The 19,097-nt window shown below is 36.5% G+C and carries 21 protein-coding genes and 1 other annotated feature; all 21 genes read left to right on the top strand.

Annotated features, from left to right (window positions below):
- Window positions 1-56: 56 nt before the first annotated feature.
- The 21 genes from NSQ08_RS20965 to NSQ08_RS20865 all read left to right on the top strand — a co-directional run bounded on the left by NSQ08_RS20965 (window position 57) and on the right by NSQ08_RS20865 (window position 19,089).
- A complete protein-coding gene (locus tag NSQ08_RS20965; RefSeq protein ID WP_340778596.1) occupies window positions 57-1,358 on the top strand; it encodes a bifunctional folylpolyglutamate synthase/dihydrofolate synthase in 1,302 nt (433 codons plus the stop codon).
- Between the two features lie 164 nt (window positions 1,359-1,522).
- Window positions 1,523-2,485 (top strand): stage II sporulation protein B, encoded by a 963-nt coding sequence (locus NSQ08_RS20960; RefSeq protein ID WP_085312439.1) that lies wholly within the window; start codon window positions 1,523-1,525, stop codon window positions 2,483-2,485.
- 219 nt (window positions 2,486-2,704) lie between these two features.
- Window positions 2,705-3,280: a Maf family protein gene (locus tag NSQ08_RS20955; RefSeq protein ID WP_012261761.1), complete on the top strand. Its 576-nt coding sequence runs from the start codon at window positions 2,705-2,707 to the stop codon at window positions 3,278-3,280.
- 50 nt (window positions 3,281-3,330) lie between these two features.
- Window positions 3,331-4,008, top strand: a complete 678-nt coding sequence (gene radC / locus NSQ08_RS20950) for a DNA repair protein RadC (protein WP_002015368.1) — start codon at window positions 3,331-3,333, stop codon at window positions 4,006-4,008.
- 158 nt (window positions 4,009-4,166) lie between these two features.
- The gene (mreB, locus tag NSQ08_RS20945; protein ID WP_002015369.1) at window positions 4,167-5,186 is read left to right on the top strand and encodes a cell shape-determining protein MreB; all 1,020 of its coding nucleotides are present in this window, start codon (window positions 4,167-4,169) and stop codon (window positions 5,184-5,186) included.
- Window positions 5,187-5,227: 41 nt separating this feature from the next.
- Complete coding sequence (gene mreC / locus NSQ08_RS20940) at window positions 5,228-6,079, top strand: rod shape-determining protein MreC (protein ID WP_002129256.1); 852 nt, start codon at window positions 5,228-5,230, stop codon at window positions 6,077-6,079.
- 14 nt (window positions 6,080-6,093) lie between these two features.
- On the top strand, window positions 6,094-6,639 hold the full coding sequence (gene mreD, locus NSQ08_RS20935; protein ID WP_002015371.1) for a rod shape-determining protein MreD: 546 nt from the start codon (window positions 6,094-6,096) through the stop codon (window positions 6,637-6,639).
- A gap of 35 nt (window positions 6,640-6,674) precedes the next feature.
- Window positions 6,675-7,361: a septum site-determining protein MinC gene (minC, locus tag NSQ08_RS20930; RefSeq protein WP_002034146.1), complete on the top strand. Its 687-nt coding sequence runs from the start codon at window positions 6,675-6,677 to the stop codon at window positions 7,359-7,361.
- A 2-nt stretch (window positions 7,362-7,363) separates the two neighbouring features.
- A complete protein-coding gene (gene minD, locus NSQ08_RS20925; RefSeq protein WP_000503308.1) occupies window positions 7,364-8,161 on the top strand; it encodes a septum site-determining protein MinD in 798 nt (265 codons plus the stop codon).
- 133 nt (window positions 8,162-8,294) lie between these two features.
- A complete protein-coding gene (locus tag NSQ08_RS20920; RefSeq protein WP_002034147.1) occupies window positions 8,295-9,041 on the top strand; it encodes a M23 family metallopeptidase in 747 nt (248 codons plus the stop codon).
- Window positions 9,034-9,894 (top strand): M50 family metallopeptidase, encoded by an 861-nt coding sequence (locus NSQ08_RS20915; protein WP_002088816.1) that lies wholly within the window; start codon window positions 9,034-9,036, stop codon window positions 9,892-9,894. The genes NSQ08_RS20920 and NSQ08_RS20915 overlap by 8 nt, the downstream gene beginning before the upstream one ends.
- Before the next feature lie 42 nt (window positions 9,895-9,936).
- On the top strand, window positions 9,937-11,346 hold the full coding sequence (locus NSQ08_RS20910; protein WP_340778586.1) for an Rne/Rng family ribonuclease: 1,410 nt from the start codon (window positions 9,937-9,939) through the stop codon (window positions 11,344-11,346).
- A 77-nt stretch (window positions 11,347-11,423) separates the two neighbouring features.
- Window positions 11,424-11,502 (top strand) — a sequence feature (ribosomal protein L21 leader region).
- 14 nt (window positions 11,503-11,516) lie between these two features.
- Window positions 11,517-11,825 carry a 50S ribosomal protein L21 gene (gene rplU, locus NSQ08_RS20905; RefSeq protein ID WP_000270907.1) on the top strand — a complete coding sequence of 103 codons (309 nt, stop codon included), beginning with the start codon at window positions 11,517-11,519 and terminating at the stop codon, window positions 11,823-11,825.
- A gap of 11 nt (window positions 11,826-11,836) precedes the next feature.
- Window positions 11,837-12,181: a ribosomal-processing cysteine protease Prp gene (locus NSQ08_RS20900; protein ID WP_002138477.1), complete on the top strand. Its 345-nt coding sequence runs from the start codon at window positions 11,837-11,839 to the stop codon at window positions 12,179-12,181.
- Window positions 12,182-12,184: 3 nt separating this feature from the next.
- Window positions 12,185-12,475, top strand: coding sequence for a 50S ribosomal protein L27 (gene rpmA / locus NSQ08_RS20895; RefSeq protein ID WP_000944957.1), 291 nt, complete (start codon window positions 12,185-12,187; stop codon window positions 12,473-12,475).
- A gap of 63 nt (window positions 12,476-12,538) precedes the next feature.
- Window positions 12,539-13,087: a sporulation initiation phosphotransferase B gene (locus NSQ08_RS20890; protein WP_002015377.1), complete on the top strand. Its 549-nt coding sequence runs from the start codon at window positions 12,539-12,541 to the stop codon at window positions 13,085-13,087.
- Entirely contained in the window at window positions 13,087-14,370 is a 1,284-nt protein-coding gene (gene obgE / locus NSQ08_RS20885) for a GTPase ObgE (protein WP_002015378.1), read from the top strand. Before NSQ08_RS20890 ends, obgE begins: the two co-directional genes overlap by 1 nt.
- Window positions 14,371-14,542: 172 nt before the next feature.
- Window positions 14,543-15,250: a response regulator transcription factor gene (locus tag NSQ08_RS20880; protein ID WP_340778580.1), complete on the top strand. Its 708-nt coding sequence runs from the start codon at window positions 14,543-14,545 to the stop codon at window positions 15,248-15,250.
- On the top strand, window positions 15,240-16,322 hold the full coding sequence (locus NSQ08_RS20875) for a HAMP domain-containing histidine kinase (RefSeq protein WP_033707976.1): 1,083 nt from the start codon (window positions 15,240-15,242) through the stop codon (window positions 16,320-16,322). The genes NSQ08_RS20880 and NSQ08_RS20875 overlap by 11 nt, the downstream gene beginning before the upstream one ends.
- Before the next feature lie 93 nt (window positions 16,323-16,415).
- Complete coding sequence (locus NSQ08_RS20870; RefSeq protein WP_002190773.1) at window positions 16,416-17,192, top strand: ABC transporter ATP-binding protein; 777 nt, start codon at window positions 16,416-16,418, stop codon at window positions 17,190-17,192.
- On the top strand, window positions 17,167-19,089 hold the full coding sequence (locus NSQ08_RS20865; RefSeq protein ID WP_340778574.1) for an ABC transporter permease: 1,923 nt from the start codon (window positions 17,167-17,169) through the stop codon (window positions 19,087-19,089). Before NSQ08_RS20870 ends, NSQ08_RS20865 begins: the two co-directional genes overlap by 26 nt.
- Window positions 19,090-19,097 lie beyond the last annotated feature (8 nt).

Genomic DNA, 19,097 nt, shown 5'->3' with positions numbered 1-19,097 from the left:
TTTCTTTGCGTATAATAGAATTAAGAAGTTTGTCTTTTGAAAGGGGAATAGCAAACGTGATACATACATACGAAGAAGCGATAAACTGGATTCATAGCCGATTGAAATTTGGGATAAAACCAGGACTAGAAAGAATGCAATGGATGTTAGAAGAACTCGGAAATCCAGAGCGTCATATAAAATGTGTTCATCTAGCCGGCACAAATGGAAAAGGTTCAACCTTAACATACATGCGCTACATGTTAGAAGGTGCGAAATATAAAGTAGGATCGTTTACATCGCCTTACATAGAAACATTCAATGAACGTATTAGTGTAAACGGAATACCGATTGCAGATGAAGAGATTGCAGAACTTGTAAATATGGTAAAGCCAGTCGTTGAAAAATTAGATGAGACGGACTTAGGAGAAGCGACTGAGTTTGAAATTATTACAGTAATGGCAATTTATTATTTCGGTAAAGTTAATTTCTGTGATGTCGTTTTATTTGAAACGGGGCTTGGGGGAAGATTTGATTCTACAAATGTTATTCATCCGGTTCTCACGATTATTACGAATATCGGCCACGATCATATGCATATTTTAGGCGATACACTAGGAGAAATTGCATATGAAAAGGCAGGGATTATTAAGTCTGGTGTTCCAGTTATTACTGGTGTGAAAAATGAAGAAGCATTGCAAGTAATTCAAAAGGTTGCTAAGGAAAATCATGCAAGCTTATATGAACTTGGAAAACAGTTTACAATACTACATAAACATTCTAATAAAGATGGGGAACACTTTGATTTTGATTGTCCATTTGCCTCGTTTGAAAATGTCCGGATTTCAATGAAAGGCATTCACCAAGTAGGCAATGCAGCACTAGCGCTTATGGCAGTAATGTATTTAAAAACATATTTATCATTTTTAATTAATGAAGAGGAAATAAAAGTTGGCTTACAAGAAGCATACTGGATTGGTCGATTTGAAAAGTTACAAAGTAATCCAGATATTATAATAGATGGTGCTCATAATCCAGAAGGTATTGAAAGTCTTGTAAAAACAGTAGAGGCACATTATAAAAAGAAGAATGTAATAGTTTTATTTACTGCTCTTAGTGACAAACAGTTACATAACATGGTAGGGCAATTAGAAAAAGTTGCTGATGAAATAATATTTACGACGTTTGCCTTTGATCGTGCCATTTCTGCTGACAAGCTTGCATCGTATTCACAACAAGAGTCAAAATTAGTTTTTGAAGATTGGAAAGAGGCAATTGATACAAAGGTTGACATGATAGGAGAACATGATGTTTTTATCATAACAGGTTCTTTGTATTTCATTTCCGAAGTTAGAAAATATATTCGCGAGAAAAACTAGATAGTCTTTGCTATCTAGTTTTTTGTTCTACAAATGAAGTCAAATGCATACATATAAGATAATAATATAGGGTTATTTGACGAATTCCTCTGACAAATATCTCGTTTTTTTGTGGAATGAATATGATATGATGCGGACAATGACAAGAGGTGAGGTGTGAGTGTATGGACAAGCAATCACGAACGATCTCGGTGAAAGTAAATGGAACAGAAGCGAAGTATGAGGAAAAAAAGAAGGATGAGTTTGACTGGATGATAGCAGAAAGTGAGAGACCGAAAAATGTCGTTCCGTTTCAAAAAGCGAAATCAGTATCTATGGAAAAATATCGAAAGAAGTGGAGCAATACAATAATCGCAATCGTTGCAACTGCAATAATTATCGGTACTGCATTTGGGATGGGTATGATTCATTTATTAACTGGACAAGGGACGACAGGAGAAGGTAAGGTAACGGCTTCGAAGCAGACAGGTAATGAGGAACAAAAGGTGGGTGGAACGGCAGAACAAACACCAACACCGAAAGAGGAAAAACCAAAAGCACAGGTAGGAACGTCATTAGAACCAATGAAACTATTTTTCGTTCAAGGAGGGCTTTATTCCTCTGAAGAAAAAGGACAGGCTGCTATTGAAGAGTGGAAAAGTAATGGGGGCGTGGCTACTTTGAAACCGAGTGGTGATAAGTATGCGTTAGTTGTTGCTATTACGAGCGATGAACAGGCTGTTAATCAATTAATAGATCAGTATAAGCAAGATGGTGTTTCAGTTTTGAAAAAAAATTGGGATATTACAGATAAAGCATTGCTCAAAAATGATAAAGAAGTAGGAATGTTTTTAGCGAAAGTGCAGCCATTATATACTCATTTAGCAAAATATGTGTCCAGCGTACAAACTAGTGGGAAAAGTAATCCAAAAGATATAGAAGCGATTCAAAAAGAGTGGAAAGCTATTGAAAAGGAAGGGAAGAGTATGAAGCGTGAAGATGCGAAGAAGCTTTATACGTATACGTCAATAGCGGTGCAAACGATTAAGGAAGGGAAGAGCGATAAGGAATCTGTAGCTAAATTAAATCAAGTTATTATTGATGGTATACTTTCGTATGAAAAAATGGTTTCACAAAAAGTGAAATAATAGGATAATGAAATGACGAAGAAAGAAGTACATATACTTCTTTCTTTTCTTTTGAATTTAGAACAAAGTGCTTTCTGTATGGGCAGCATATAATCGTATTTAAAAAGAACTATTATTTTGTTTAGAGAAAATGATATTTCTAGAATTTGTGGGGAAACTATTCCTTTGATACGATTGATTTAAATTATTCTGCTTCATGTGAGAAGGGAAGGAGAAAATATGAGGAAAATTATTTTAGCTTCAGGGTCACCTAGGAGGAAGGAACTGCTTGAATTAGCAGATGTTCCATTTGAAATCGTTGTTAGTGAAGTAGAAGAGACGATTGGTGCATATTCATCACCTTCTGATATTGTTATGTCGCTTGCTTTGCAAAAAGCATCTGCTGTGGCAGAAAACCATAGTAATCAAGTTGTACTAGGTGCAGATACAATTGTTACATATGATTCGCGTATTCTTGGAAAGCCGTCTAATGAGGCTGAGGCGAAAGAAATGTTACGATTATTATCGGGGAAAACACACGAAGTATACACAGGTGTTGCAATTATATCGAAAGAAAAAACGGTAACTTTTTATGAACGTACAGAAGTAACATTTTGGGGATTAACAGAAGAGGAAATAGACGTATACGTTGCATCGAAGGAACCACTTGATAAAGCAGGGAGCTATGGAATTCAAGGTAAAGGGTCTATTTTTGTTCAACATATTCAAGGGGACTACTACAGTGTAGTTGGCTTGCCAATTGCGCGTCTTGTCCGTGAATTAAAACAGTTTGATAGCGATGTAACCCATGCGTAAAATTGCATGGGGTTTTCTTTAGGAGAAATCGTAAAAAAAGGGGTGGAGAGATGAACGGTATTCGTGATGTTGTGAGAGAAGAACAGCCACGGGAGCGTTTATTGTTAGAAGGAGCAGGAAGTTTATCGAATCGAGAACTTCTTGCAGTTTTACTCAGAACGGGTTCTAAAGAAGAAACGGTGTTAACGTTATCAGATAATATTCTCCATCATTTTGACGGCTTACGAATGTTAAAGGATGCAACGTTAGAAGAGATGATGAGCATTCATGGTGTTGGGATTGCAAAGGCGTCGCAGCTTATGGCTGCTTTTGAATTAGGTAGAAGAATGGTACGTTTAGAATATCAAAATAGATATAGTATTCGAAGTCCAGAAGATTGTGCGAGTTATATGATGGAAGAGATGCGTTTTTTGCAACAGGAGCATTTTGTTTGTTTATATTTGAATACGAAAAATCAAGTTATACATAGGCAAACTATTTTTATTGGAAGTTTAAATACGTCGATTGTGCACCCAAGGGAAGTTTTTAAAGAAGCGTTCCGTCGGGCAGCAGCCTCTATTATATGTCTTCATAACCATCCCTCAGGAGATCCGGCGCCGAGCCGTGAAGATATTGAAGTTACAAAACGATTAGTAGAATGTGGTCGAATTATCGGAATTGAAGTACTTGATCATATCATAATAGGTGACCATAAATTCGTGAGTTTAAAGGAAAAAGGTCATATTTAAGACTATTCTTTTTACTTATTTTGTTTTATAATGTGATTTATGAGTTTTTTGTAGAAAATTATCTACAAAAAGGATGCAGATATAAAAAAACGTACTGTTTTTATAAATATAAAGTAAGAAAAATGAGTCCGTGAAAATAAGAAGGGAAGATAAATGATATGTTTGGATTTGGTGGATTTACTCGCGATCTTGGAATAGACTTAGGAACAGCGAATACGCTTGTATATGTGAAAGGGAAAGGTGTAGTTTTACGTGAACCTTCAGTAGTAGCATTACAAACTGATACGAAACAAATCGTTGCGGTAGGTAGCGATGCAAAACAAATGATTGGTCGTACACCAGGAAACGTAGTGGCACTTCGTCCTATGAAAGATGGTGTAATTGCAGATTACGAAACAACAGCAATAATGATGAAATACTACATTCAACAAGCTCAAAAATCAAATGGATTCTTCTCACGTAAACCATACGTAATGGTATGTGTACCATCTGGTATTACAGCTGTAGAAAGACGTGCAGTAATCGATGCGACTCGTCAAGCTGGTGCTCGTGATGCTTATCCAATCGAAGAGCCATTTGCAGCAGCAATTGGTGCAAACTTACCTGTTTGGGAGCCGACTGGTAGTATGGTTGTTGATATCGGTGGTGGTACAACAGAAGTTGCAATTATTTCTTTAGGTGGTATTGTAACAAGTCAATCAGTTCGTGTTGCTGGTGATGATATGGACGATTCAATCATTCAGTACATTAAGAAAAGCTACAACTTAATGATCGGTGAAAGAACAGCAGAAGCATTAAAATTAGAAATCGGTTCTGCAGGCGAGCCAGAAGGTATTGAGCCTATGGAAATTCGCGGTCGTGATTTAGTAAGTGGTTTACCGAAAACAGTACTAATTCAACCAGAAGAAATTGCAGATGCATTAAAAGATACAGTAGATGCAATTGTAGAATCAGTTAAAAATACGTTAGAAAAAACTCCACCTGAATTAGCAGCGGATATTATGGACCGTGGTATCGTATTAACGGGTGGCGGGGCATTACTACGTAACTTAGATAAAGTTATTAGTGAAGAAACAAATATGCCAGTTCTTGTTGCAGAGGATCCATTAGATTGCGTAGCAATTGGAACGGGTAAAGCATTAGACAATATCGATCTTTTCAAAACTGCTGCTCGATAATATTGCAAAATAAAAATCAATGAAATTAAGAGGGTGTGAACGTGCCACAGTTTTTCTTAAACAAAAGATTAATTGTTTTGTTAGTTAGTATTATTCTTCTCGTGGCATTGATTGGAATCTCATTGAAAGAACGGAACAGTTTATCATGGCCAGAGCAGTTTATAAAAGATACTGTCGGTGTTGTAGAACGTGTATTCCAAAAGCCAGCGAATTATGTTGCCGGATTCTTCGAGAACGTAGAAGATGTAAAGCGCACGTATGAAGAGAATAAAAAGCTGAAAGCAAAATTAGATTCTACCGCAGATTTATCTGCAGTAGTGAAAAATTTAGACGATGAGAATAAAAAACTACGAGAATTAACTGGTAAAGAAAAGTCCCGTGGTGATTATACGGAAGTACAAGCTAGTGTGGTTTCTCGTAATCCCGATAAATGGTACGATTTAGTTGGAATTGATAAAGGAGCACAGCAAGGGATCAAAAAAGATATGGCTGTTGTAACTCCGAAAGGTTTAGTTGGACGCGTAAAAAGTGTATCTCAGTTTACATCTTCAGTAGAGTTGTTAAGTTCGATGAGCCGAACAAACCGTGTTTCTGCTATTGTACAAGGACAAGAAAATATCTTTGGATTAATTGAAGGTTACGATAAAGAAAAACAACTACTTCTTTTCACAAAGATTAGCTCTGATGCAGAGGTACAAAAAGATCAACTAGTTGTAACATCTGGACTTGGTGATATCTTCCCTAAAGGTCTTGCGATTGGGAAAATTGTTGATGTTCAGCCAGATCCATACGGTTTAACAAAAACGGCTTATGTAAAACCATCCGCTGATTTGAATGATGTAGAGCATATTATAGTTGCAAAACGTGATATGCCTACAGCGCCGTTAGAATAGGAGGGAGAGAAGAGATGATGACGATTTTAAAAAGAGCAGCTCTTCCTCTTTTGCTCCTTTTTGTTTTTTTATTTGAAAATATGTTCTCTACTGTTGTTCCAACAGACGTCTTTTGGAAAGGCAGTATAGCAGCACCGCATTTCTTTATAATTGTGTTATGTTTTATTACAGTGTACTATAGTCCGGTTCAAGGGATTTACTACGGACTATTATTTGGTTTCTTATTTGATACCGTATACACGGAACTTGTCGGTATATATATATTTGCTTATCCGATTTTAGCTTATTTAGTTTATAGTGTGATGAAAGTATTACAATTGAATTTATTTATTGTCGCTTCTATCGTACTGGCTGGCATTGCAGCATTAGAGTATTATGTGTATGGGTTTTTAACTTTGTTAGGACGTACTCACATGTCAGCATCTGTCTTTTTCACAGATCGTCTCCTTGCTACTTTATTGCTAAATGGAATTTTCTTATTAATAGTTTGTTTCCCACTGAGACGATATTTAGTGCGTCTTTCAAAAGCGATAGAAGAAAAAGAAAAAAGGATTTTCTAATTTTATGTCGAATTGAATCGGTGGGGTGAACTTTAGTGGAAGAAAAAAAGCAACAAAATGTAACGATAAAAGGGACAAAAGATGGAATAACACTTCATTTAGATGATTGCTGTTCATTCTCTGAGCTACTAAAAGAATTGGATGAAAAGCTTTCTACACATTACTATGAGAGTGACGGACGGTCTTTAATTGAAGTGCGTGTTAAAGTAGGAAATCGCTATTTAACAGAAGCACAACAAGAAGAGATTCGTACGTTAATTCGCAATAAGAAGAACCTTGTTGTAGAATCAATCGAAAGTGATGTTATAACAAAAGCAGAAGCAATAGCTTGGAAAGAAGAAACAGAAATTGTCCCTATTTCCAAAATTGTTCGCTCTGGACAAGTGTTACATGTAAAAGGCAATTTATTATTAATTGGAGATGTTAATCCAGGCGGAACGGTTATCGCTGGGGGGAATATTTTTGTCTTGGGATCATTAAGAGGAATTGCACATGCGGGGTATGATGGAGATTCAGAAGCTGTTATTGCTGCATCTATTATGAACCCTATGCAACTCCGAATTAGTGATGTGACAATGCGGGCTCCGGAAGAGAAAGAAGACGGAGCAGAGGCGGCAGAATGTGCGTACATTAATGAGAATAATCACATTGTTGTCGATCGCCTGCAACTTCTCACTCATCTTAGACCTAATTTAACAAAGTTAGAAAGGGGAATTGTATAGCTGTGGGAGAGGCAATAGTAATTACATCTGGAAAAGGCGGAGTAGGTAAAACTACAACGTCTGCGAACATTGGTACAGCCCTTGCGTTATCTGGAAAAAAAGTGTGTTTAATTGATACAGATATCGGTTTACGCAATTTAGACGTAGTAATGGGGCTAGAAAATCGTATTGTATTTGATCTTGTTGATGTCGTTGAAGGACGTTGTCGTTTACCTCAGGCTCTTATTAAAGATAAGCGTTTTGATGATCTTTATTTATTACCTGCAGCACAAACGAGCGATAAATCGGCGGTAACACCTGAACAAATGGATGAATTAATACAAGTATTACGTCAAGATTATGATTACATATTAATTGATTGTCCTGCGGGGATTGAGCAGGGGTTTAAAAATGCAGTAGCAGGTGCGGATAAAGCAATCGTTGTAACAACACCAGAAGTATCCTCAATGCGTGATGCGGATCGTATTATCGGGCTTTTAGAGAAAGAGGATATTGAACCACCGAAACTTGTCATTAACCGTGTGCGTAGTCATATGCTTCATGAACAGGATATGTTAGACGTTGATGAAATCGTACGTACACTGTCAATCGAGCTTCTTGGAGTTGTCGAGGATGATGATGAAGTTATTCGTGCTACGAATACAGGTGAACCTGTAGCGCTGCAACCTAGCGGGAAAGCAGCAATAGCTTATCGTAATATTGCAAGACGCTTGTTAGGTGAGAATGTACCATTACAAGCATTTGAACAAGAAAAAGTATCGGTATTTACAAAGATGAAAAATTTCTTTGGAATCCGTTAAAAGCACTTCGCATAAATGCGGAGTGCTTTCTTTTTTCTTCGCATGAATATCTTCCTTCTATAACTCATACATATGTACAAACTGTATATAACTGTTTCTATTTGAATAAGGCTAACGAAAGAAAGGAGACAGTATGAAGAATAGACGTGTGGAAGAAATTAAAAAGCGGATTGCGAAAAGGAAAGCAGAGCAAGAATTGCTAGAAGAAGAGCAGTATTTTGCGGGAGGAGATTTTGATAGCGAAACGGTCTTTATTGAAGAGGGGGAGAAGGAAATTCATCCTCTATTTCGAAAAGAAGTTTTTCTCTTCAAAGTTTTGCTATCAGCAATATTAGTTCTTTCGGTTGCTATTTTATTTAAGAACGCACCTTCTTCTTTTGATGGTACTAGAGCGGTTACAGAAAAAGTTATGCAAGAAGAATTTCAATTTGCTACTATATCGAAATGGTATGAAAATCAGTTTGGAAAACCTCTCGTGTTCTTTTCTCCAAATGAGAAAAAAGAAGAGGCTATTCAGCAAAAGGATTATGCGATTCCTGCCTCTGGAAAGGTGATGCAAGGATTTCAAAAAAACGGCCAGGGTGTATTTGTTCAAACGGCTACAAATGCAACGGTGGAGTCAGTAAATGAAGGTATAGTTGTTTTTGCGGGCAAGAAAGAGGAACTTGGAAATACAGTTCAAATTCAGCACGCTGATGGTACGGAGTCATGGTATGCAAATTTAAATGATATGTCAGTAAAATTATATGATTACGTTTCAAAGAAACAAAAAATTGGAATAGTGAGTAATGATGAAAATAATAAAAATGGCAAATTTTATTTTGCAATAAAAAAGAATGAGAAATTTATTGATCCAATTCAGGTGATTTCATTTGATTAAATATAGGGATGTTTTCACGAAAATTTCTGTGCATCCGTTGTTTTGGGTTATTATTGTCATTGGTATTTTTACAGCACGTTTTAAAGAGTTACTATTACTATTTTGTATCGTTTTAGTTCATGAACTTGGGCATGCTTTTGCCGCAGCGTATTATAATTGGCGTATTAAACAAATTCAGCTTTTGCCGTTTGGTGGCGTAGTTGAGATGGAAGAACATGGGAACAAATCGTTAAAAGAAGAATTAATTGTCGTTATGGCGGGGCCAATTCAGCATATATGGATGATTGCGGTCGCTTACATTTTGTATAAAGCGGGCTGGGTAACTGACGATTTGTACCATTTCTTTGTATGGAATAATGTCATTATTTTAGGGTTTAATTTATTGCCTATTTGGCCACTTGATGGTGGGAAAGTATTATTTAATGTATTATCATATCGTTTTCCCTATTTACAAGCACATGAAAAGATGATGAAATTGTCATGTGTTTTTTTTAGTGTAATATTAGGATGGCAGTTACTTTGGAATAGTAATAACATTATGATGTGGGTATTACTCGTTTTTCTAGCGATTTCTTTATATCAAGAATGGAAACAAAGACGGTACGCATTTATGCGTTTTTTATTAGAGCGTTATTATGGGAATAAAAGAGATATTGAAAAAATAGCACCTATTGAGGTGAAAACGGAAGATCATTTATATACGATTTTCACAAAATTTCGCAGAGGATATAAACACTCTATTATCGTCCATGGAAAATATAAAGAGCATTACACATTGGACGAAAATGAATTGTTGTATGCGTATTTTGCTGAAAAACGAACAACCTCATCTGTTGAAGAATTAATTGGTTAGTGTTGACGACGACACTAACCTTTTATATTGTAAGGAAAAGAAATGAAAAGTGAGGAAAGAATTTTGAAGACGTTATATATTAACTACACTGGTTCGGAAAAGCGTGTTGCGATAGAAGAGAAACAAAAAATTGTAGAGCTTTTATGGAAACGGAATGAAGAGCAGGAGATTGTCGGACATATTTATGTTGGGCGTATCGTAAGAACAATTGCTGGAATGAACGCAGCCTTTGTAAATATCGGATTAGAAAAACATGCATATCTTTCATTTGATGATGTACCATCTTCATATCGCATACATGAAGGGCAGGCGATACTTGTACAAGTTGTGAAAGAGGCAATTGATACGAAGGGGCCAAAATTAACGGCGAAGATAGAATTTACCGGAAAATATGTCGTTTACATGCCCTATGATGACATGCGCGCTGTTTCTCGGAAAATAAAAAATAATAAAAGAAGACAACAGTTACTGGGAATTGAAGTAGAAGGAACAGGTGGATACATTTTCCGTTCTGCTTCTGAAAAAGGAACAATCGATGAAATACAAGCTGAAATGCAAGGGTTGCAGCAGTTATATGAAGAGTTAAAAAGAAAAGAAGATCAAGGGAAGGCGCCCTTACTACTTCATCAACCAGCGACGTTTTTAGATCGTGTATTTCAGGAGAACCCAATTGAAACAATTGAAAAAATAGTTGTAGATACGAGAAGTATAGTAAAAGAATTAGAAGAAAAAGTAGGGAAAGAAAGAGTATCCTTTTATAATGAAAAATCTTCGATGTTTAACCATTTTGGAATAGATCGTGAAATCGAGAAAGCACTTCAAAAAATTGTGTGGCTACCAAATGGTGCCTATCTAATTGTAGAACAAATGGAGACGATGACTGTAATTGATGTGAATACAGGTAAATTTACTGGAAAACAAAATTTACAAGATACCGTATTTCGCACAAATGAAATGGCTGCTGAAGAGATTGCTCGTCAATTAAGACTTCGTGATATTGGCGGGATGATATTAATTGATTTTATTAATATGAAAAGACGGGAAGATAAAGAGAAGGTAAGAGAGCGTTTAATGATAGCTTTACAAGATGATCGCACATATACAAGAGTGCTTGGGTTTACAGAGTTAGGTATTTTAGAGATGACGCGTAAGCGCAAGAAACATTCGTTACGTGACGTATTATTAGAAGAGTGTGCGCCTTGTAAAGCGACAGGTTACGTTATATCTAATGAAACAATTGCGTATGAGCTAGAGAGAGAGCTTATTACTTATGGTAATATAGAGGATGAAGCTGTATTGATTGGTGCTTCAAAAAAAGTACAAAAACATTTTTCACAAAAAGAATTACAAAAAAATATTCCATTTGAAATTTATTTCAAAGATGATATTATCGAAAAGTACGCTATTATCCGTTTTGGAAGTAAGAAAGAAATTGTAGAACGGAAAAAATAGTTAGCAGAACATTCATTGACAATAGTCAATGAGTCATGGTAATATTTTTATGTTATAGTTTATAGCACCTAAACTGCTATATGCTACAACCGCACAAGACAGGTTCCCTAAAGACATTTTATGTCTACCTCGTTTTTGGCGAGTCTTAGTAATTAAGAGGAGGTGCAAGTATGTACGCAATTATCGAAACAGGTGGAAAACAAATTAAAGTTGAAGCTGGTCAAGCAATCTACATTGAAAAATTAGATGTTGAAGCTGGTGAAACTGTTACTTTTGACAAAGTTCTTTTCGTTGGTGGCGAAAACGTGAAAGTTGGTAGCCCAGTTGTAGAGGGTGCAACAGTTACTGCGAAAGTTGAAAAACAAGGTCGCGCTAAGAAAATCATCGTTTTCAAATACAAAGCGAAAAAGAACAATCGTAAGAAACAAGGTCATCGTCAACCTTACACTAAGCTAGTAGTTGAAGCTATCAACGCTTAATTCTGGTTAAGATGATTAAGATTACGATAAGTCGCACGAAATTAGGAAGTATCCGATCATTTAAAATGACTGGACATGCCAATTATGCGCCACATGGACAAGATCTTGTCTGTGCTGGAACTACAGCGGTTGTGTTTGGTTCTATAAATGCAGTGGAAGAACTTTGTAATGTGCAGGCAACTATTGAACTCGGAAGTGATGGCGGATTCTTGACGTATGAATTGCCTAATGATTTAGACGTTCATACAGCAGAAAAAGCACAAATACTTTTAGAAGGATTGGTTGTTTCACTTAAGACGATTGAACTTGATTACGGAAAGTATATCCGTTTAATAGAAAAAGTGCAGGAGGTGTAACGTATGTTAAGATTAGATCTTCAGTTTTTCGCATCTAAGAAAGGTGTAGGTAGTACAAAGAACGGTCGTGACTCTCAGTCAAAACGTCTTGGTGCTAAACGCGCAGATGGTCAAACGGTTTCAGGTGGTTCAATTCTTTACCGTCAACGCGGTACAAAAATTTATCCAGGTGTTAACGTTGGTCGTGGTGGCGATGACACTTTATACGCGAAAGTTGACGGCGTAGTACGCTTTGAGCGTCTTGGTCGTGACCGCAAACAAGTGAGCGTATATCCTGTTGCTCAAGAAGCATAAGAACTCACGGAAAACTCTAACCTGAGTGCAGGTTAGAGTTTTTCTATATTAAGGGGTATCTAAATGAATGAAAAATGGACAATTATAGATGCGTTGAGCCACTCGAGACATGATTGGCTCAATCGTTTGCAGATGGTTAAAGGAAATCTTTCCCTTGGAAAAGTGGAAGAGATTCATAGGCTCATCGATCGTTTTGTCCAAGAAGCGAGACAAGAATCCAATCTGATGGGGCTATCAATGCCTTTATTTTCAGAGTGGATTTTAACATATAATTGGAAACAGCAACCGTGCTTATTGGAGTACGAAGTATTAGGGAAATTACATAACTTATCTCATCTAGATGAGACTGTATGTACATGGACGAATCAGTTTTTCTTAATGCTTCAGCATAGTTTAGACGTATATGTTGAAAATTATGTTTGTATCACAATTGAAAGTGACGCGGAGAATGCTCGTTTCTTTTTTGATTTTCGTGGAAAGCTAACGAATGTAGAAGAACTACAAACGTGGCTTGCGAACGAAAACAATAAATGGTATTCCATTTCTTATACAGTACGAGACGAAGAAGTCTCAGTTATATTACAACTAATCGAAAAAAGTGTGGTGAAATAATGTTTGTAGATCAGGTCAAGATATATGTAAAAGGCGGCGACGGTGGTAACGGAATGGTTGCGTATCGTCGTGAGAAGTATGTACCTAAAGGTGGCCCAGCAGGTGGCGACGGTGGTAAAGGTGCAGATGTTGTTTTTGTTGTTGAGGAAGGCTTACGTACATTAATGGACTTCCGCTACCAACGTCATTTCAAAGCTGATCGCGGTCAGCACGGAATGAGTAAAGGTCAGCACGGTCGTAAATCTGAAGATTTAATCGTAAAGGTTCCACCAGGAACAATAGTGAAAGATGAAAAAACAGGTGAAATTCTTGCCGATTTAGTAACGCATGAACAAACAGCTGTAATCGCAAGAGGTGGCCGTGGTGGCCGTGGTAATTCACGTTTCGCAACAGCGACGAACCCAGCGCCAGAAATCGCTGAGAACGGGGAACCAGGTCAAGAACGTGATGTCACGCTAGAACTTAAAGTGCTAGCAGATGTTGGACTTGTTGGATTCCCAAGTGTAGGTAAATCTACATTATTATCTGTTGTATCATCAGCGCGTCCGAAAATTGCAGAATATCACTTTACAACAATCGTTCCGAATCTTGGTGTTGTTGAAACTGGTGATAACCGCAGCTTCGTTATGGCTGACCTTCCTGGACTAATTGAAGGCGCACACTCCGGCGTTGGACTTGGACACCAATTCTTACGTCATATCGAACGTACACGTGTAATTGTACACGTTATCGATATGTCTGGTTTAGAAGGACGTGAGCCATATGAAGATTATGTCACAATCAATAATGAACTAAAAGAATACAATATGCGTTTAACTGAGCGTCCACAAGTTGTTGTTGCAAACAAAATGGATATGCCAGATGCAGAAGAAAACTTACAAGCATTTAAAGAGAAATTGGGAGACGAAGTGAAAATTTTCCCAATCTCAGCTGTAACGAAACAAGGTGTTCGTGACTTACTATTTGAAGTAGCGAACTTATTAGAAACAACACCAGAATTCCCAATGTACGATGATGTAGAAGAATCTGAAGCAAGTGTAATGTACAAATTTGAATCTGAATCTAATTTTGAAATTACACGCGAAAGTGATGGCACATTTGTTATTTCTGGTTATGACATTGAGAAAACATTCAAGATGACAGACTTCTCACGTGATGAATCTGTACGCCGATTTGCTCGTCAAATGCGTGGAATGGGTATTGATGAAGCCCTTCGTGCACGTGGTGCAACAGACGGAGATATTGTGAAAATTCTTGAATATCAATTTGAATTTATCGATTAAGACTGCCGAAATATGGCGGTCTTTTTTTTTCGTTATTTGAGTCCAGTGAAAACCCAATTCATATAGGTGAACCATAAGTCGATATAGGAAAAAATCCCCATTGATTAAAGTTTCAATTTATAATAGACAAAGGAGTGATTTTAGAAGAATATTTTATGGGGAGAAAAGGAATATGTATAAAATATTAATTGTAGAAGATGATGAAAAAATTGCAGAGATATTAGAGGAGCATTTAGAAAGGTATGGATATCAATCTTTCAGAGTGAGCGATTTACGGCATATAAAAGATGAGTTTGTAAAAGTAAGTCCTCATCTTGTGTTACTTGATATTAATTTACCATACTTTGATGGCTTCTACTGGTGCCGCCAAATCCGCACTGTATCGAATGCGCCGATTATTTTTGTTTCTGCAAGAACAGGGGAAATGGATCAAGTAATGGCGATTGAAAATGGCGGAGATGATTACATTACGAAGCCATTCCATTTAGATATCGTAATGGCAAAGGTGAAAAGTGCACTCCGCCGCGGGTATGGTGAGTATGCTTTGACCGCGGAAAGTGACTGCTTAGGTGTTAATGGATTGTTATTATTCCCATCACAGCACACAGTAGAGTGGAAAGGTCAACAAACGGAACTTACAAAAAATGAGTTTTATTTATTAGAATGTTTAATGAAACAATCAAATCAATACGTGACACGTGAAGAGCTGTTAGAGGCTTTATGGGATGAAGTAGCTTTTGTTGATGATAATACATTAACCGTGAATGTAAAGCGTGTAAGGAAGAAACTTGAGGAGTTAGGCATTAAAAATGCAATTGTCACAAAGCGTGGGTACGGTTATGCTCTTCTTACTGAGTGGGGCGAAGGGCATGAAGGTTAAAAATTACCTCATAGAACGTTTTTCCTTAATCCTTTCTTACATTATAAGCCTTTGTTTATTTGGACTCGTATTGCAGTTGCAAAGCCTTTTAGAAAAGCGTGCGCTGGACTGGAGTACATGGTTATACGGACTTTTATTAGGGACAGTTGTGTTTAGTGTATACCTTATTTACGATTACCGAAAACGAAGTGTGTTTTTAAAGAGGATAGAACAGTATATTGCCGGTGGACATACATTACATGACTCTTTACTTATCGATACTTCTTATACGTCAGAGCAAGAAATGGTCGTTGAAGCGTTTACGCTATTAAGGCAGCAATATATGAATGAAGTTCATAAGCAGCATGCAAAAGAGCAACAGCAAATGATTTTTATGAACCAGTGGATCCATCAAATGAAAACACCAGTATCCGTTATTGAATTATTGTTACAGAAATATGGTAAGGAACACCGTGAAGCAAGGGGAACGATTGAAAGTATTCGTGAAGAAAATAACCGTATTTTAAATGGGTTAGATTTAGCGTTACATATGGCAAGGTTAGATCAATTTTCGAAAGACTATAAAGTAGAAGTAGTAAATGTTATAGAGGTCATTCGAGATATTATTAATGAAAATCGGAAGTCGTTCATTCAATCTTCTGTATTTCCGAAAATGATGTTTGAAGAAGAGACTTGTATGATTGCGTCTGATAGAAAGTGGCTTAGTATCGCGATGAGCCAAATTGTTGTGAATGCAATTAAGTATACAAAAATTTCAGAAGCAGAGAAAAAAGAAATTCAATTTCAAATTGAAGAGAAAGATCAAAAGGTGTTATTACATATTAAGGACAATGGAATTGGTATTCCAGAGCAAGATGTAAAGCGTATATTTGATCCGTTCTTTACGGGAATAAACGGCCGTAAAACAAGGGAAGCGACAGGTATGGGTTTATATATTACGAAGGAAATTTGCGGTAATTTACATCATGGAGTGTATGTACAATCAACTGAAGGGGAAGGAACAACAGTTACGTTCCAATTTGCAAAAGATGAAGAATATCATACATTAATGAGAAAAATGACAAAACTGTAAGATAACAAAACGTTTTGTAAGGGAAATCACTCGTTTCTTTTTCTTATTTTTCTTATAGTAAATGTAAGAAGAAAACACGTAGGGGGATTAGAAATGAGTGTTCTTGAAGTAAAAGGGTTAACAAAGGTGTATCAATCAAAAGGTTCAGTAGCGACGACTGCTTTAAATGATATAAATTTTAAAATTGAAGAAGGCGAGTTTGTAGGGATTATGGGGCCTTCAGGAAGCGGAAAAACAACGCTTTTAAATTTATTAGCAACAATTGATAAGCAAACTTCAGGTCATGTGCTTGTAAATGGTGAAGAAATTAATCAAATGCGTGCTGCAAAATTGGCGGAATTTCGCCGTACACATCTAGGATTCATTTTCCAAGATTTCAACTTACTTGATACATTATCGATTAAAGAAAATATTATTTTGCCGCTTGTAATGGCGAAGAAATCTGTAAATGAAATCGATGCGAAAGTACTTGAAATTGCGAGGTTTTTAAACATCGAAGAAATTTTAAATAAAAAAGTATACGAAGTATCAGGTGGACAACAACAACGTGCAGCAGCTGCAAGGGCGATTATTCATGAACCAACATTAATTTTAGCGGATGAGCCAACAGGAAACTTAGATTCTAAGTCAGCGAAATCATTAATGGGAGCACTTCAAGATTTGCATGAGCAAAAGAAAGTAACGATTGCAATGGTAACACATGATCCAGTAGCCGCTAGTTATTGCGAACGTATCCTTTTCATACGTGATGGAGAGATTTTTTCAGAAATACATAAAGGAAGAACGAAGCAAGCCTTTTTCCAAGAAATTTTAGACGTACTTGCGATGCTAGGAGGAGAATATCATGAACTTTCGCCAGCTCGCGCTTAATAACGTAAAAGGAAATTGGCGTAATTATAAAGCGTTTCTTATTAGTAGTTGTTTATCGATTGTCGTATTTTTCATGTATGCTTCCTTCATTTATCATCCAGATGTCGTAAGCGGTAATATTAGTATGAAGACGATGATTACAAAAGGGTTAGAATCGATGAATTATATTGTAGTCATCTTCTCAGCACTCTTTATTTTATATGCAAATTCAACGTTTTTACGAGCAAGAAAAAAAGAATTTGGCTTATTAACGTTAATAGGTGGAACGAAGTCTCAGCTCGGCCGAATGATTATATTAGAGCAACTGATGTTAGGGAGTATTGCCATTGTAGTAGGTATTGGGATTGGGATGCTTTGTTCAAAACTTTTCTTCCAAGCACTCACTGTCTTACTAAAAATTGATAAAACACTGCCGCTTGTGTGGAATGGAAAAGCAGTTCTTATTACAGTTGGCATATACTTTGTCCTCTTTTTAATACTATCATTGTTTAGTGTTTGGACAGTAGGCCGCTTGCAAATTATTGATTTATTAAGAGAGGCAAGAAAACAAAAAGTAGAACCTTTTGCATTTACATGGTTAGGGGTAGTTGGTATAGGCTGTATTATTGCTGCGTATATACTTTGTTCCCAAGTAACAATTATGAATTTCATTATGTATTTCTTACCAATTGTCGGACTGACAATTGGCGGAACGTATTTACTATTTACACAAGGAAGTACAGTCGTATTAAAAGCATTGCAAAAACGAAAACAATCTTTTTATACGTATCCCAATATGTTTGTACTTAGCAATCTTATTTATAAAATGAAAGATAATGCTCGTTTTCTATTTGTTATTTCTATTATTACGGCGGTTGTTTCTTCAGCGGTTGGTACGCTTTATGTATATTTTGAAAATATGAGTGCGAAAACGATAGAGCTTACACCGCATGCTATTTCATATGAGGAAAAGGGACTAAATACGCATAGCCTGATTAATGAAGAAAAAGAACAAGAGATTGTAAAAAAACATGGGTTTGAAGATGCACGAAAAGTAATTTACGTAAAACTACCTGCAACACAGAAAATAATGTTGTTTAACAGTGAACGTGAAGTACCAATGACGATTATTTCAGAAAAAGAATATAACGCGGAAGTACGTGAACAAAAGAAAGAGCAAATTACAGAGGTTCATAATGCACCAGGTAGTGCGACGATGGTTATGGTTGATGCAGCAAATGAACTTATGAAGATAGATCGTACGAAACCGTATGAATTTACAATCAACGGACAAACGCAGTCTGTTCAATTAAATGAGCCAACTCCATTTTCTGTTTTTAATGATAGTGAATATCTCATTGTGAATGATCAAGATTTTGAGAAATACGCAAAGCTCGTACCAGATGAAGAAAAGACGAAATATTACGGTTATTATATAGAAGACTGGAAAAGTACGGAAGACCTTGTGCTAGATTTGAAAAAGGAAATTGCACCAGAAAAGCAAGGGGAATTGAGAAACGCTGTGTTCGCTTATAAAGATATAAGAGAAGGTGGAGCGATTACAATGTTCATCGGATTCTTCGTAGCAGTACTGTTCTTCTTCTTTGCGTGTAGCATGACATACTTTAAATGGTTTAATGATAAAGAACAAGATCGTATTCAATTTAAGTCATTAAAAAGAATTGGTATGACAGATAAAGAAATTCGTAAAATTGCAATTCGTCAGATGGGTGTTATCTTCTTTATCCCAATTTTAATCGGTACAATTCATAGTGGGTTTGCTCTTCATACGTTAGGGAAAATGCTTTATATCGATTTATGGAAATCAGGTGCGATTGTAATAGGGGCTTATATTTTAGCTTCTGCCATTTACTTTATGATCGCGCAAAGAGGATATTTAAAACACGTGAAAAGCTAGGGAAACCT

This window comes from Bacillus sp. FSL E2-8887 (genome assembly GCF_038007205.1).
Lineage (GTDB): Bacteria > Bacillota > Bacilli > Bacillales > Bacillaceae_G > Bacillus_A > Bacillus_A mycoides.
This window is presented reverse-complemented; position numbering and strand designations above follow the sequence as displayed.